The 15,312-nt window shown below is 70.9% G+C and carries 10 protein-coding genes; 3 read left to right on the forward strand and 7 right to left on the reverse strand.

Going from position 1 to position 15,312, the window contains the following annotated elements; all coding sequences use genetic code 11:
* Positions 1-43 precede the first annotated feature (43 nt).
* From AB4Z14_RS14455 to AB4Z14_RS14475, 5 genes are all read right to left on the reverse strand, one after another.
* Positions 44-742 (reverse strand): hypothetical protein, encoded by a 699-nt coding sequence (locus tag AB4Z14_RS14455; RefSeq protein WP_442275786.1) that lies wholly within the window; start codon positions 740-742, stop codon positions 44-46.
* A 38-nt stretch (positions 743-780) separates the two neighbouring features.
* Positions 781-3,705, reverse strand: a complete 2,925-nt coding sequence (locus AB4Z14_RS14460; protein WP_442275787.1) for an AAA family ATPase — start codon at positions 3,703-3,705, stop codon at positions 781-783.
* The gene (locus AB4Z14_RS14465; RefSeq protein WP_442275788.1) at positions 3,702-4,850 is read right to left on the reverse strand and encodes a hypothetical protein; all 1,149 of its coding nucleotides are present in this window, start codon (positions 4,848-4,850) and stop codon (positions 3,702-3,704) included. The genes AB4Z14_RS14460 and AB4Z14_RS14465 overlap by 4 nt, the downstream gene beginning before the upstream one ends.
* Positions 4,851-4,852: 2 nt before the next feature.
* Positions 4,853-5,908 (reverse strand): trypsin-like peptidase domain-containing protein, encoded by a 1,056-nt coding sequence (locus AB4Z14_RS14470; protein WP_442275789.1) that lies wholly within the window; start codon positions 5,906-5,908, stop codon positions 4,853-4,855.
* 273 nt (positions 5,909-6,181) lie between these two features.
* Positions 6,182-6,727, reverse strand: coding sequence for an NADPH-dependent FMN reductase (locus tag AB4Z14_RS14475; RefSeq protein ID WP_442275790.1), 546 nt, complete (start codon positions 6,725-6,727; stop codon positions 6,182-6,184).
* Positions 6,728-6,979: 252 nt separating this feature from the next.
* Between AB4Z14_RS14475 and AB4Z14_RS14480 the strand changes: the two genes are divergently transcribed.
* Positions 6,980-8,785: a CotH kinase family protein gene (locus AB4Z14_RS14480; protein ID WP_442275791.1), complete on the forward strand. Its 1,806-nt coding sequence runs from the start codon at positions 6,980-6,982 to the stop codon at positions 8,783-8,785.
* A 70-nt stretch (positions 8,786-8,855) separates the two neighbouring features.
* On the opposite strand, the gene AB4Z14_RS14485 is transcribed toward AB4Z14_RS14480, so the two are convergent.
* Positions 8,856-10,064: an acyltransferase gene (locus AB4Z14_RS14485; protein WP_442275792.1), complete on the reverse strand. Its 1,209-nt coding sequence runs from the start codon at positions 10,062-10,064 to the stop codon at positions 8,856-8,858.
* Positions 10,065-10,352: 288 nt separating this feature from the next.
* Positions 10,353-12,338 (reverse strand): acetate--CoA ligase, encoded by a 1,986-nt coding sequence (acs, locus tag AB4Z14_RS14490; protein WP_442275793.1) that lies wholly within the window; start codon positions 12,336-12,338, stop codon positions 10,353-10,355.
* A 296-nt stretch (positions 12,339-12,634) separates the two neighbouring features.
* Between acs and AB4Z14_RS14495 the strand changes: the two genes are divergently transcribed.
* A complete protein-coding gene (locus tag AB4Z14_RS14495) occupies positions 12,635-14,299 on the forward strand; it encodes an alkaline phosphatase D family protein (protein WP_442275794.1) in 1,665 nt (554 codons plus the stop codon).
* Positions 14,300-14,373: 74 nt separating this feature from the next.
* Positions 14,374-15,237, forward strand: coding sequence for a lysophospholipid acyltransferase family protein (locus AB4Z14_RS14500; protein WP_442275795.1), 864 nt, complete (start codon positions 14,374-14,376; stop codon positions 15,235-15,237).
* Positions 15,238-15,312 lie beyond the last annotated feature (75 nt).

A 15,312-nucleotide genomic window follows, 5' to 3' on the forward strand; every position in this document is an offset into this window, starting at 1 on the left:
ACGGCGGGAGGGCGGCATAGCCGTCGCAGCCACGGGTCCGGCGTCAGTCCGACGGGAAGAGCTCGTCGGCGATGTTGCGGAGTGCCTGCGTCGAGCCGGCGGCCGGGCTGTCGATGCCGCGGGTGCGACCGCCGGCAGGCGACCTCTCGTCTCCGCCGCCGGGACCGCCGCCGGGACCGCCGCCGGGACCGCCGCCGGGACCGCTGCCGGTCGCCGCCGGCTCCGTGAGGGAGTGGACCGCCTTCGCGAGGATCCGGCCCTTCGTCTGGGCTGCGTCGGCCCGCGAACGTTCCTGTGCTGCAGCGTCCTTCGCGGTGTCGGCGCGGTCCTTCTCGAGCGTCGCGACGTGCTTCGCCTCGTCGGCGTGCTTCTGCGCCTCCTGCGCTTCACCGCGGTGCACCTCGCGGCCGAAGAGCCAGCCGACGGCCGTGAACGCGAGGGCCTCGACACCGAGCAGCACGTAGACCGACCGGCTCCAGTCCGTCTCGGGCAGCTTGTCGTCGGCGCGGACGAAGGCGAGCAGGACGAACACGACGTAGGCGAAGACGATGGCGATGGCGGCCCAGAAGAGCCAGCGCCAGCTTGCACCGCTCGCGGAGGCACTGGTCGGCGGCGTGGGCGCCGGCGCAGGGTCCGGCTTCGCCGGCCCGGGCTGTGCCGGACCCGGCGCGGGACCCGGCGCGGGACCCGGCGCGGGATCGGGCTTCGGGTCCGGCGGATCGGCCTTCGGCTTCGTGGGCATGACGTCCCCTCTCGCGTGGTGCGGTCGCCCGTCAGCGGTCAGCTGTCGGCGTTGTAGTCGAACGACGGACGGTCGGCCTCGCCCTGCCAGTACTTCTTCACCGACTCGCGCAGGTCGAGGTCGTCGGGCAGGGCCTTGACGGCCTCGGCGAGGGCGTGGCCCTGCACCGCCGACGACAGGTCACCGACGTCGGGAGCGGTCTCCTCGTCGTCCTCGTCGAGGTCTCGGTCGGTCGGCCCGATGGTGGGGTCGCTCTCGATCGTCCGGCGGATGTTGGCCTGGATGACGTCGAGGGTGCTCGCGTCGTGGCCCGAGGCGTCGTCGCCGGCCGAGGTGACCCCGACGTGGAGGGAGGCGTCGGCGAGCAGGCTCGGCACGGCGTCCCCGAGCTCTGCCGCGAGCTCGCGCACGAGACCGGGGTGGCTCGCCTTGTCCTGCTCGGTGAGCCCGGCCGCCTCGGCGATGAGCTCACCGCGCAGACGGCGGGTCGCCGACTGCGAGCCGAGGCCGCCCTGGCGCCGGACCATCCGCAGGACGCCGACGCCGGCCGTCAGCGCCGCGGACCGCGCCCCGAAGTCGGTGGCGCTCTCCCGGGCGTCGACGAAGAGCCGAGCCGCCCGCCCCAGGTCGCCCGCGTCCTCCGCGACGCGGCCACCGACGATGCACAGCTCGATGTAGTCGAGCGACAGGGGACGCTCCTCGGCAGCGCTCACCGCCGCGTCGACCTCGGCCATCGCCTCCTCGTGACGACCGAGGGTGGCCAGCGCCTCGATGCGCAGTCGGCTGACCTCCACGAGGCGCGGCCGGCGGTCGTCGGCGGCGAGGAGGTCCCACGCGGCGGCCGGGCGACCGGAGTCGAGCAGCGACCTGGCCTGCTTCGTGGCCTGCCGCGCCCAGGCGGTGTAGTCGGCCTCGGCGAGGTCGGCGGCGTCGACCTCGAGCCGCAGCTTGCCGGCGAGGTAGACCCGCGACGACGGCGGCAGCTCGCTCATCGCCGGCTCGAGGAACGGCCCGGCGCCGCGGTCCCAGTGGGCATCGAGCGTCGACGACGCCTGCCCGAGCATGAGCCGGTGGTAGAGCCCCTCGATGCGGTCGTCGGTGCCGGAGCGGGCGCCGTAGAAGGCGACGGCGCGGTGGTGGATCTCGGCGACCCGCTCCGGGCTCTCAGCGTCGAGCAGCGGCAGCATCTCCTGGCGGACGTCGGCACGGTGCACGAGGACGCCGGGCCGCGACTCGGTGACGAGCGAGACCTCTCCGCGCAGCATCTCGAAGAGCTCGGCCGCCCGCTCCGGCGCGAGCTCGCCGAGACCGCACGGCACCGCCAGGACGTCGCTGATGACCTCACGCGTGATCTGCCGGACGACGAGCCCCGGGTTGGCGAGCGGCCGGATCGGCCGGGCCACGTGGTCGAGGATCCGGCGGTAGAGCACGCCCTGCACCTGCTCCGCCCGGAGGTCGAAGAGCAGCCGCCGTCGACCACGTTTCGTGGCGAGCACGGAGGGACCCTCGCGGCGCATGAGGTCGGCGGCGAGCCGCAGGCTCAGCGGGTTGCCCCAGACCTGCTCGACGACGGAGTCCACGAGCGCGTCGGTCACGGCGAGGTCGGCGACCGCGCGGCGCAGGAACTGCCTCGCCTGGGTGTCGTCGAGCCCCTCGAGCGGGCGGTTCTCGACCTGCAGCTCGGTCACCTCGGCCCGACCCGCGACGACGACCCGCAGCGACGGCAGCTGACGCTGGAGGCTCTGCAGGGTGCGGTTGAGCCGGCCCAGGGTCGAGCGGCGCCGCCGCTGCGCCACCTCGAACGTGTCGAGGACGACGAGCACCGGCTTGCTGCCCCAGGCGCGCCGCAGCCGCTGGCTCAGCTCCATGAGGAACGAGTCCTCGTCGACGTGCCGACGCACGGCGTCCTTGGTGCCGAGCCCCCGGGAGCTCGACGTCTCGCGCTGCAGCGCCGCCTCCGCCTCGACGACGGCGACGATCTCCCGGCGCAGCTCGCCGAGCGGCCCCGCGAGGTCAGTCGACTGGAGAGCGAGCTGACGGCACACCTCGGCGATGAGCCCGATCGGGAACTCCGGGTCGAGCTCGGCCCGCTCGAAGCTGAGGTATGCGAAGGGCATCGGCGGGCGCGCGTCCGTCCCCTCGATGTGGTCGAGCACGAACGTCGCGAGGAGGGTCGACTTGCCGACGCCGCCGGGGCCGTGGAGGGCGAGGGGGAGGCCTCCGGGACCACCCATGACGTGGGCCTCGAGCTGGGCCAGCTCCTCCTCGCGTCCGACGAAGTCCGGCGTGGACACCGCCCGCAGTGGGGTGAGGACGTTGGCCAGGTCGAGGGCCGACTGCACGTCCGCGGCGGCCGGCAGGTCGAGCCCGAGACCCTCCAGCCAGACGGCAGCCTTGAGTATGCCGGTCAGCTCTGCCGGCGTGAGCGCGCGGAGCGTCGTGTCCCCCTGGATCAGACGGACCGCCATCCGGTGGGTCACGTCGTCGGGTGCGGGGGCGACGGCCCACCGCCCGGTCGTCAGCGCGACTGCCCTGCCGGGGCCGAGTGACCTGAGGACGTCGGCGCGCACCTCAGGCCGCAGGCGCCACGCGCCCCCTCCTGACCTCGTGGTGACGAGCTCGCAGTCGGCGCCGATGAAGCCGTCGATCTCCTGGTGTCGCGGGGTCTCTCGCGTCGTACGGCCTTCGAGGGCGTCGACGGTGAAGTAGTCGAGCAACGCGACCCGCTCGCGCAGGCGCTGCCGAGCGGGGTCCGGGGCGGCTGCGTCACTGGTGTGTTCCGTCGCGGCAGGCTCGACGTCCCTCGTCGACGAGGGCACGGCGGCTGCCCCCGAGGCCTCCGACGCGGTGGGCTGGGGCCTCGGGGCTGAGGGTGCCGACCGTGCCGACGCCCGCTGGGCCAGCCGGGCCCGGACGTCCTCGGCCGTGACGACGGGGGTCCGCCCGGACGGGGACCCGCTCACGGGAGCGCCCCGAACACGTCGAGACAGAGAGCGAACGCGCTCGGACCGAGCTCGACCAGCCGGCGGTGGGCGACGGGACCGCCGTCGCTGACCAGCTCGTCGAAGACGGCGTCGACCGCGTCAGCTCCGGGTGAGATGCCTTGCGCCCGTGTTGCGTACGCGCGGATGAACGCCTTGACGTCGTCGTCGCCGGGGTGGCGGAGGGGCTCGACGAGGGCCTGATCCGGCTCCGAGAGGGGGTCGTCGTAGCCGAGCACGATGACGCGCACCGGCCCGAGGTCACGGACCGCGGCCGACTGCGCCAGCTCCATGACGAGCTGGAGCGCCGCGGCCGTGGCGGTCGTCCGGTCGAAGCCGTCGAAGACGAGCCAGCAGTCCTGGATGTCGCCCTTGGCGGCCACCTCCGCCACGAGCCAGTCCTTGAAGAGCCACACGACGGTCTGCGGCTGGGCGGTCGGGTCGAAGTTCGGCGCGGGCTCACCGACCACGAAGCGCGCGACCGTGTCGGCCAGCTCGCGGACGTCGATCGGGCTGCCGGCTCGGCGCGCGGCGTCGACCGGGCTGACCTTCGGCTTCGTGCCGTTCGGTGGCACGGCGTTCTCGGAGACGTAGCGGATGAACTGGCGGGTGTGGGTCTTGCCGGCACCGCTGGGGCCCCTGACGAGCAGCGCCCGCCGACCGCCGGGTCCGAGCATCCGCTGCACGTGGCCGCGCAGGTCGGTGCGGTCGATGAGCGGCACGTCGTCCCAGAGGACCGCGGCGGTGAACATCGCCCCGACCGCCTCGGCGACGGCGGCCGCGGCTCCGGCCACCGCCGGCTGCGACGGGGCCGACTGGGGCGGGATCTCGACGACCTCGTGATCGGTCGGCTCCGCCGCGAGGTCCTGGAAGATCCGGTCGGCGCCGGCGTCCTGGGAGATGGCGATGAAGAGCAGGCGCAACCGTTGCTGCTTCCACGCCGTCTCGAGCACGTCGATCCACAGCTGCGACGCCTTCTGCTCCCAGAAGATCTGGTCGCGCTGGACGCCGGCCGCCAGGGCCAGCTCCTGGATCGGCTGCTTCTCGAAGTAGCGGGACCCGAGTCGCTCCACGACGTACTGGCCGGCCGGGGTGCCGGGGTCGAACCGGTGGTCGAGGTAGCCCAAGGTCAGGCCACCCCCTCCAGGACGACGCCCGCGGCCGCCAGGCCCTCGACGACGCGCTCGATGCGGACGCCCTGGTTGTAGATGCGCCGTCGGCCGCCCACGACGTCTGTCTCCCACCGGTGGTGCAGCCCGACGAGGCGCCACTGCTCGTCGAAGACCGGCGAGCCCGACGAGCCGCCCTCGGTGTCGGTGAGGTAGCCGATCCTGTCGTCGTCGACCTTGACCACGGTGTTGTGCACCATCCCGATCTGCTTCACCCGCCCGTCGGGATGCTGGATGATGTAGACCCGGTCCGCCACCGCCGGCGTCGGTGCCCCCGCGATCGCGATCGGGCGTGCTTGTGCCGGAAGGGGACTCGCGACCTTGACGACTGCCCAGTCGTGGTCCTTGCGCCCCACGATCGTGCCCTGGTCGCAGGCGATGACCTGTGGCTCCCGGGTCGCCCCTGCGAACGACCGCTCGTAGCCGTACCACGCCTCGACGGTCGTGGCCGGACCCTGGTCGTCGAAGAGGACGTGGTGGTTGGTGAGGAGCAGGTCGTCGGAGATGCGGAATCCCGTTCCGTTGTAACGCATCTCGTCGTTCAGCGTCACGACGAGCTTGACGACCGACGGGCTGATCTCGATGCCGCGCTGGAGGAACGACACGTCGAGCAGGGTCGACTGGGCCCCGATCTGGCGCTCGAGCCCGTCGGGGGTGGGGTCGTTCTTCCAGGCGATCGGCTCGTCGGGAGGAGGCGCCTCGGCGCTCGGTGTCGCTGCCAGCGTGTCGGCGAGGAGCGCCTCGAGCGTGGGGCGGATCGCGGCCGAGTTCGGCTCGCGGATCACCACTGCGACGAGGACCCTGAGGCGGTCCTGCTTGCGGGCGACGTCGAGCACCTCCTGCCATGCGGCGGCCGTCGGTTGCAGGAGGTTGACGTAGGCCTCTGAGATGCCGGACTTGCGCAGCACCATGCGCAGGTCACCCGTCGTCGGGAAGGTCTGGATCAGGGCCGACTCCAGCTGCTGCACCTTCGGGTCGGCGAAGTCGAGCGGGAGCGCGTCGAGGACATGGGTCATGGCGCGACCTCTGCCGGCCCGCGCAGCTGTGAGCCCATCACAACCGCCCTCCCATCCGTGGCGCCCATCCAGTCAAGCACCGGGGCCGCCTCACTTCAGGCGAATCGACCGAAAGGCGTACCTGTCAGACGGAGCGTGTGGCGGTACGTCTGATACGCCGGCCGACGCCCCGGCGGCGGGGGAGCCCGGCGGAGTGACGGCATACGCCATCGGGGAGCGACGACGGGGGTCGCCCGTGGTGGGCGGCCCCCGTCGGGAGTGCGTGTGCTGGGGTCAGGCGGTGGCGCCGACGGGCTCGTCGACCTTGGCGGCCAGCGCGTCGACGAGCGCGCCGAGCTCGGCGCGACGCTCGTCGGTGACGTCGATCTCACCGGCGGGGGAGACGTCCTGGGTGAAGACGAGCCCGGTCGAGCCGACGACGTCGGCCTTGACGTGCTGGAGGACCTTCGTGAGGTCGGCGGTGGCGTCACTCGCGCCGCTCCAGCCGTAGCCGACGAGGGCGATGGGCTTGGCGTCCCACTCGGCGAAGAGGTAGTCGATGGCGTTCTTGATCGGCGCCGGGAAGCTGCGGTTGTACTGCGGCGTCACGACGACGATCGCGTCGGACTCGAAGACCTTGGAGGCCCAGTCCTTGGTGTGCGGCTTGGCGTAGTTGCCGTTGCGCGGCATGTCCTCCTCGTCGAAGAAGGGCAGCGACGACAGGTCGAGCAGCTCGACCTCCCACTCGCTCGCGGGTGCCTGGGCGGCCACCCACTCGGCGACCTTCGGGCCGATGCGGCCGGGGCGGGTGGAGGACACGACGATACGAAGTTGCTTCACGGTTCAACCAACTGTCACGGGTCGTCGGGCATTCCTGACGGCCCGGTGCTGCGGCTGTGACCCATGCCACAGTGCCGGTCGGTGGTCCGGTCGGTCGGGGTGTGGCGATGTGAACGTCGTGAATGCACGATATTTCAGACTTGGCGATAAACAAATGAGAAAAAGAAGGCATTGTCATGAATTGCACTCGAGATCAAATCCGACAATTTCCAAACTGATCTCACACACCTTTAGTAGCTGCATTCTTTGCTTATGAGAAACCTTCGAGTTGCGAGCCTCTCGCTCTTCGCGACGCTGGCCCTGGTGGGGCCCGCCGTGGCCGCGACCGCGGCCGTGCCCACGCCACCCGCGACGGTCACGGACCTGCCGACCGTCTCCGTGACGCTGACCGACCTGCCCGCGAAGGACTCCCTGGGTTTCATCCATGCCAACAAGGACGTTCCCGTGGCGAGCCAGGTCGACGTCGCCGACGGCACGACCACCCAGACGCTCGCGTGCACGACACTGCCCACGGACGTCGCGCCCCTCGGCGTCGGCTGCCCGACCATCAAGGGCCACGGCAACTTCACCTGGACGCTCGACAAGAAGTCCTACCAGCTGAAGTTCGACAAGAAGACCGCGATCCTGGGCATGCTGCCGGGCAAGACGTGGATCCTCATCGCCAACCGGGCCGACCCGTCACTCATGCGCAACAAGGCGACGCTCGAGCTCGCCCGCCAGTTCGGCATGTTCGCCACCCCGGAGTCGCGGTTCGTCGACCTCGTCGTCAACGGCGAGGATCTCGGCAGCTACCTGCTGACCGACAAGGTGACCGTGACGAAGTTCGACCCGACCAAGCCGGACAGCCACGTCGCGCTGACGAGCCCCCAGGGCGTCCTCGTCGAGATGGACAGCCACTTCGGCGCCGCCGAACCGTTCCACTTCACGACGGTCAGGAGCCGGTCGATCTTCACGCTCAAGGACTCCTATGTCGGGTTCAAGAACGACCCGGGGGTGGTGCTCGATGCCGACACCCAAGCCGGGTGGGACGAGGTCCAGAGCACGATCAACACCCTCGAGGGACTCCTCTACGCACCGAAACCGGACTGGACCAAGATCAGCGCCCTCATCGACGTCGACTCGTTCGTCAAGTACTACTTCGTCTCGGAGTTCGTCGAGAACCCTGACGTCGCGTCGTCCAGCGTCTTCTTCTACAAGGACGGCCCGACCGACAAGCTGCACGCCGGACCGGTATGGGACTACGACATCTCCCTCGGCAACTACGCCACCACCAACCGCGGCGGCAACCCCACCGAGGACTACGTCAAGAACGAGCTCCTGACGATCAAGGGCAACGGCCCCTTCGACTGGTGGACGCAGCTCTTCCGCAACCAGGCGTTCGCGGCGCAGGCCAACGCGACGTACGAGACGCTGAAGCCCTTCGTCAACGTCGTGCCCTCCACGATCGACGGTTACCAGACGCAGCTGCTGCAGTCGGCCAGCCACAACTTCGTCGTCTGGCCCAACATCCTCGGCCAGACCTCGGTGATCGCCTTCAACGGCGGGCACTCGCCGATCAAATCGACCTGGGCCGCCGAGGTGGCGCTGCTCCGCTCGTGGGCCGCACAGCGCGCCTCGTACCTCGCCCACGCCTACGGCGCGAACGTGCCGGTCCTGCGCTACTCCGCCCACGTACAGAACATCGGCTGGCAGCCCACCGTGTCGACCGGTCAGATGACCGGGACGACGGGTCGGTCCCTGCGCGCCGAGGCGATCAAGATCACCGACACCAACACGACGACGACCGGGTCCGTCGTCGGCAACGCCCACGTGCAGAACATCGGCTGGATGGGCTACCAGGCTCCCGGCGCCGTCATCGGCACGGTGGGGCGGTCGCTCCGCATGGAGGCGATCCAGCTGAAGCTCACGGGGAACCTCGCGACGCGCTACACCATCAGCTATCGGGTCCACGTGCAGAACATCGGCTGGATGGGCTGGGTGTCCAACGGCGCGACGGCCGGCACGACCGGGCGCTCGCTGCGCATCGAGGCGCTGCAGATCCGCATCGTCAGGAAGTGACGGTCGCCGCGACCGGACGTCCGGACCCAGGGCGTCCAGGGGTCCGGCTTCGGGCGGAGGCGGAACCGCGTCAGAGCAGGCGCTTGACTCCCGGCACGCGTCGCAGGAGCAGGACGATGGCGTACGTCAACGCGAGCACGGCCACGATGCGCATGAGCAGGACCACCGTGCTCCCCGCCGTGTGCTCGCCACCGATGACGGGCCACTCGAAGACCCACAACAGGATCGTGAGGTGGAGCGCGAAGACTCCCATCGTCGCGTCACCGAGGGTTCGCGCCAGCGAGCTCATCCGGGGCGAGGCGAGGCGGTGCAGCGGTCCGTCGCGCCGGATCACTCCTTGGAAGAGGAGGAACAGCGCCGCCGAGTAGACCATCGCCGTGATGCTGTAGTACCAGGCCGGGCTCATCGTCTCGAGCCACTCCGGCGCGTCGGGGTTGCGCCACTGCCACGGCATGAGTGCTCCCAGCGCGACAACCACGACGAGGGACCCGGCCAGCGCTCGGCCTCGCAGGACGACATCGCGCAGCGCCCAGCCGAGCAGGAAGTAGCCGAGGTAGGGGACCCACCACGTCCAGGCCGTCTCGACGAACACGTCGGGGGTGTCGCGCCACTGCGCCGTCGCCTGGCTCACGGCCGTCATCAGGCACCCGAGCGTGCCCACGACCAGCATCTGGCGGCGCGTCGCCTGTGCCACGAAGGGAATGAGGAACGGTGTGAGCACCGCCAGGCCGAGCACGATCCAGAAGAAGTAGAGGGCGCCGTAGAGCTTGCCGCTCAGTGCCTGGGCCGCGGCGTCGCTCAGCCCCAGGTCCTGGTCGAGGAGGAGTCTGCGCACGAGGAAGTACCACGCGTGCCAGAACACGATGGCCGGCAGGAGCCGGAGGGCGCGCTTGCGGAGGAACTCACGCGGCCCCTGGTAGCGGGCAGGGTCGAGCAGCAGGGCGCCGCTCAGCATGACGAACACCGGGACCGCGAAGACCCCCAGGACGTCGAGGTAGATGGCTGTGGTGCCACGCAGCGTGCCCCGGGCCCCGGGCTCCAGCGCGTTGTAGCCCACCGTGTGGATCGTGACCACCGCGGCGATGGCCACGAACCGCAGCCATGAGATCCAGGCCAGGTCCGGTCGGGGACGCACCCGCGTTGCGTCCGTCTGGACGGTGGTGCGTGCATCCTCGACGACCGCGTCGAGGATCTGACCCGAACCTCCGACGAGGACGGCGCCGTCTGGGCGCGCCGGGTCGGCGAGCTCGGGCCGGCCTCCGTGTGCAGAGGTGCTCATCAGCACGTCCGCAGGTCGACGTGTGCGCGGCATGCACGGGGGACGGGCTGTCGGCGAGTGGGGCGCACGGGACTCCATGGACGAGGTGCTGGGTGGGGGTGGGGGCTCGGACCGGCGCAGCGGCGGACGACCAGGCCCTGGGGTGGCGCGCCGGGTACAGCCGGGGGTCACGCCACCGCAGGGTACAGGCACACGACCTCTCGGGCCTCTTCACGCCGACGCCGCCCACTCCCGCAGGTGCGCGGGAGGGGGGCATCGGCATCGGGTTGGGCGCCGGTGATCGATGGGTCAGTCGGAGGAGCCCGTCGACATACCGGTCTTGATGAGGTCCATCACCGAGCTGTCGGCGAGCGTCGTCACGTCGCCGACCTCGCGACCCTCGGCCACGTCACGCAGGAGGCGTCGCATGATCTTGCCGGAGCGGGTCTTGGGCAGCTCGCCGACGATCATGATCGAGCGTGGCTTCGCGATCGGACCGATCTCCTTGGCCACGTGGTTGCGCAGCTCCTGGACGAGGTCCTTGCCCTCGCCCACCTCGTCGGCCTCCTCGACGAACTCCTGGCGCAGGATGACGAAGGCGCACACGGCCTGGCCCGTCGTCTCGTCGTTGGCGCCGACCACCGCGGCCTCGGCGACCTTCGGGTGCGACACGAGGGCTGACTCGATCTCAGCCGTCGAGAGGCGGTGGCCGGAGACGTTCATGACGTCGTCGACGCGGCCGAGCAGCCAGATGTTGCCGTCGGCGTCGTACTTCGCGCCGTCGCCGGCGAAGTAGTACTTCTCGCCGAACCGCGACCAGTACGTCTCCTTGTAGCGCTCCGGGTCGCCCCAGATGCCGCGCAGCATCGACGGCCACGGCTTCGTCAGCACGAGGTAGCCGACCTGCTCGGGCGTCGTGAACGGCTTGCCCTCGTCGTCGAGGATCTCGGCGCTGATGCCGGGGATCGGCTTCTGCGCCGAGCCGGGCTCGAGGGTCGTGACGCCGGGCAGCGGGCTGATCATGATGGCGCCGGTCTCGGTCTGCCACCACGTGTCGACGATCGGGGCACGTCCCCCGCCGATGTGCTTGTGGTACCAGAGCCACGCCTCGGGGTTGATCGGCTCGCCGACCGACCCGAGCAGCCGCAACGAGCTCATGTCGAACTTCGCCGGGATGTCGGCGCCCCACTTCATGAAGGTGCGCACGGCCGTCGGAGCCGTGTAGAGGATCGTGACCTTGTAGTCCTGCACGATCTCCCACCAGCGCCCCTGGTGCGGGGTGTCAGGGGTGCCTTCGTACATCACCTGCGTCACACCGTTGGTGAGCGGCCCGTAGACGATGTAGGAGTGGCCGGTGACCCAGCCGATGTCGGCCGTGCACCAGTAGACGTCGGTGTCGCGGTGGACGTCGTGGACGATGGCGTTCGTGTAGGCCGCCTGCGTCAGGTAGCCGCCGGTCGTGTGGAAGATGCCCTTCGGCTTCCCGGTCGTGCCCGACGTGTAAAGGATGAAGAGCGGGTGCTCGGCCTCGAAGGGCTGCGCCTCATGGGTCGGCGCGGCCTTCTCGAGGGCCTCGTGCCACCAGACGTCGCGGTCGTTCCACGCGGTGTCCTGGCCGGTGCGCTTGACGACGAGCACGTGCTCGACCGACGTGTCGTCGTGGTCGAGGGCCGCGTCGACCGCGGGCTTGAGGGCCGACGGGGCCCCGCGGCGGTAGCCGCCGTCTGACGTGATGACGACCTTCGCCTTGGCGTCGTCGATGCGCGAGTGCAGGGCCTCGGCCGAGAAGCCGCCGAAGACGACGGAGTGCGGGGCGCCGAGTCGGGCACAGGCGAGCATCGCGACCGCGGCCTCGGGGATCATCGGCAGGTAGATCGCGACGGTGTCGCCCTTGCCGACGCCGAGGTCGGCGAGGGCGTTGGCCGCGCGCTGCACCTCGGCGTGGAGGTCGGCGTACGTGATGTCGCGGGTGTCGCCCTCGGGCTCACCGACGAAGTGGATCGCGACCTTGTCGCCCCGCCCCGCCTCGACGTGGCGGTCGACGGCGTTGACGCACGCGTTGAGCTCGCCGTCGGCGAACCACTTCGCGAAGGGCGGGTTGCTCCAGTCGAGCGACTGCGTGAACGGCGTGCTCCACGTCAGGTAGGTGCGGGCCTGATCGGCCCAGAAACCCTCGTGGTCGGCAGCCGCCTGCTCGTAGAGGTCGGCCGTGCCGTTCGCCTGCGCGGCGAACTCGGGCGGCGGTGGGAAGGTCAGTCCCTCATGGACGAGGTTGTCGAGCGGCTCTTCGCTCACTGGTGTCACCCTTTCGCATCGACGATGGTGCGGTCGCGCCGCCCGCGTGCTCGGCGGGGTCGACGTGGTTGATGCACAACTCAAACGCAGGCTAGTTCGCGGTTCAAGGGCGGAGTGAGCCGGGTCTCATCGCTACCGACGAGTAGCCCGCCGAGCGGTCCGAGTCCGAGGACGAGCGGTCGGGCCCGTGGGCACCCGCGGCGGGCGGACGGCATACGCCATCCGGCCCCAACGCTTCACCTGAGGTTCTCCGCGTGGTGGGCTGCGCCGGCCGCGGAGTCACAAATGTGGACGACATGGACACGACTCACCAGCTGCCCTCTCGCCGAACCCTTCTCCGTGGTGGCCTCGCCACCGGGACCGTCGCCCTCGCCGGGGCCGGCGTCGTCCTCGACAGCCGTCCGAGCGCGGCGGCCGTCGTCCCGGCCGCCAACCCCTTCACCCTCGGCGTCGCCAGCGGCGACCCCGAGCCCGACGGCTTCGTCCTCTGGACGCGCCTCGCCCTCGACCCGCTCGCTGCCGACGGACTCGGTGGCATGCCGTCCGCCACCTACCAGCTGAACTGGCAGGTCGCGTCGGACGACCGATTCGCCGATGTCGTCAAGGCGGGATCCATTGCGGCACAGCCCGGTTGGGCCCACTCCGTGCACGTCGAGGTCCACGGCCTCCGACCGGGGCGGGAGTACTTCTACCGCTTCCGTCTGGGCAAGCACCTCTCCGAACCAGGTCGGGCGGTCACCGCGCCGAACCCGTGGGAGACCCCGTCGGCGCTCGCCATGACGTTCGTCTCGTGCTCGAACTTCCCCGCGGGCTACTTCACGGCCTATGGGCGCCTCGCGGAGGAGCGGCCGGACGTCATCCTGCACCTCGGGGACTACCAGTACGAGGGTGGCGGCAACGGCGTCGGCCGCAACCATGCCGGCCCGGAGACGACGACGCTCGCCGGCTACCGGCAGCGCTACGCGCAGTACAAGAGCGACCCCGACCTCCAGGCTGCGCACGCCGCTGCGCCGTGGCTCGCCGTCTGGGACGACCACGAGGTCGACAACAACTACGCCGGGGACGTCCCCGAGAAGGTCGCCGAGACGCCGACGTTCCTCCAGCGCCGGGCCGCGGCCTACCGCGCGTACTACGAGAACATGCCGCTGCGCCGCTCGTCGGTGCCGGACGGCCCGAACCTCGACCTCTACCGCCGCGTCCGGTGGGGTCGGCTCGCGAACTTCCACATGCTCGACACGCGCCAGTATCGCTCCGACCAGGCCTGCGGCGACGGCTACAAGGACTGTCCCGCGGCGGACGACCCGACGCGCTCGCTGCCCGGGATGGAGCAGGAGCAGTGGCTGCTCGACGGCTTCCGGCAGTCGGAGGCGCGGTGGGACCTGCTCGGCCAGCAGGTCTTCTTCGGGCAGCGCGACAACGACGCGACGGCGCGGACGACCGTGTCGATGGATGCGTGGGACGGCTACCGCGCGTCGCGTCGGCGGGTCACCCAGGGCTGGCTCGATGCCGGAGTGCGCAACCCCGTCGTGCTGACCGGCGACGTGCACGCCCACTGGGCCTCGGACCTCTACCTCGACTGGGACCAGCCCGGCGAGGTCGTCGGCTCGGAGCTCATCACGAGCTCGATCACGTCGGGCGGCAACGGCTACGACAGCCCGACCGGCCAGCACCCGTGGGCCGCGTGGAACCCCAACCTGCGCTTCTGGACCAACCTGCGCGGCTACGTCTCGACGACGATCACCCCGTCCGAGCTGACGGCGCGCTTCCGGTGCGTGCCGGTCGTGACGACACCCGGCGCGGAGGCGTTCACCCGCGCGGAGTTCGTCATCGACGACGGCGTCCGCGGCTTGCGGCAGACCGCCGACCACCCGCTGACGACGACGACCCTGCGGCGCTCGACCCCGAGCGAGGAGCAGATCGTCGCCGACACGATCCGCGAGGAGACCCACGGCAGCGCCTGAGCGCACGCCCGAACTCCCTCGAGTGGTGGGGGTGTCGGGGCCATTCGGGCGGGTGGCCGTGACGAAGATGTGGTGTGACCGACCGGACCTATCGCCTCGTCATCCGTGCCGCCCTCGGGGTCTTCGCCGCGCTCGGGCTGCGCATCGACGTACGGGGCGCTGAGCACCTGCCGCGCGAGGGTGGCGCGGTGCTCGCCGCCAACCACGTGGGCTTCCTCGACTTCCTGTTCGTCGGTCTCGTCGGACGACAGCGGGGTCGCTTCGTCCGCTTCCTCGCCAAGCAGGGCGTCTTCACCCCACCGCTCGTCGGTGCCGCGATGCGGGCGATGGGGCACGTGGCCGTCGACCGAGCACACGGTGAGGTCGCGCTGCGCCACGCCGTCGCGAGGGCCCGGGCGGGTGAGGTCGTCGGTCTCTTCCCCGAGGCGACCATCTCGCACTCGTGGGAGCTGCGGCCGTTTCGTCCCGGCGCGGCCGCGGTCGCGACGTGGTGCCAGGTGCCGCTCATCCCGGTGGCCGTCTGGGGCAGCCAGCGGATCCTCACCGTGGGTGGTCGGTTCAGCCTCCGCCGGGGCACGGCGGTCACGATCGTGGTGGGCGAACCGCTGAGTCCCGCACCCGACGCCGAGCCGTACGCCGTCTCCGAGCAGCTGCGGGACCGCCTGCAGGTCGTGCTCGCCGAGGCGATGGACGCCTACCCCGACCAGCCGAAGGACGACGCCGACCGCTGGTGGATCCCCGCCTCCCGCGGGGGCACAGCGCCGGGCCCCGAGGAGGGTCTGCGCCTCGACGAGGAGGGTATGCGCCAGGCAGACCTCGCAGCCGAGGCGCGGATCCAGCGCTCCCGCAAGGGGGCCCGCCTGCGTCGGCTCCGGCGCAGTAGAGCCACGACGGGTGGCGCTCAGGCGCCCCCGTCGATCCGTGAGAGCGCCTCGTAGTCCGCACGATCCTTGGCCTCGTCCTGCTCGTTGGGCACGTCGCCCTCCCGGGCGCCGGGCACGCGATGTGGTTTC

This window comes from Terrabacter sp. 2TAF16, assembly GCF_052115065.1.
GTDB lineage: Bacteria > Actinomycetota > Actinomycetes > Actinomycetales > Dermatophilaceae > Terrabacter.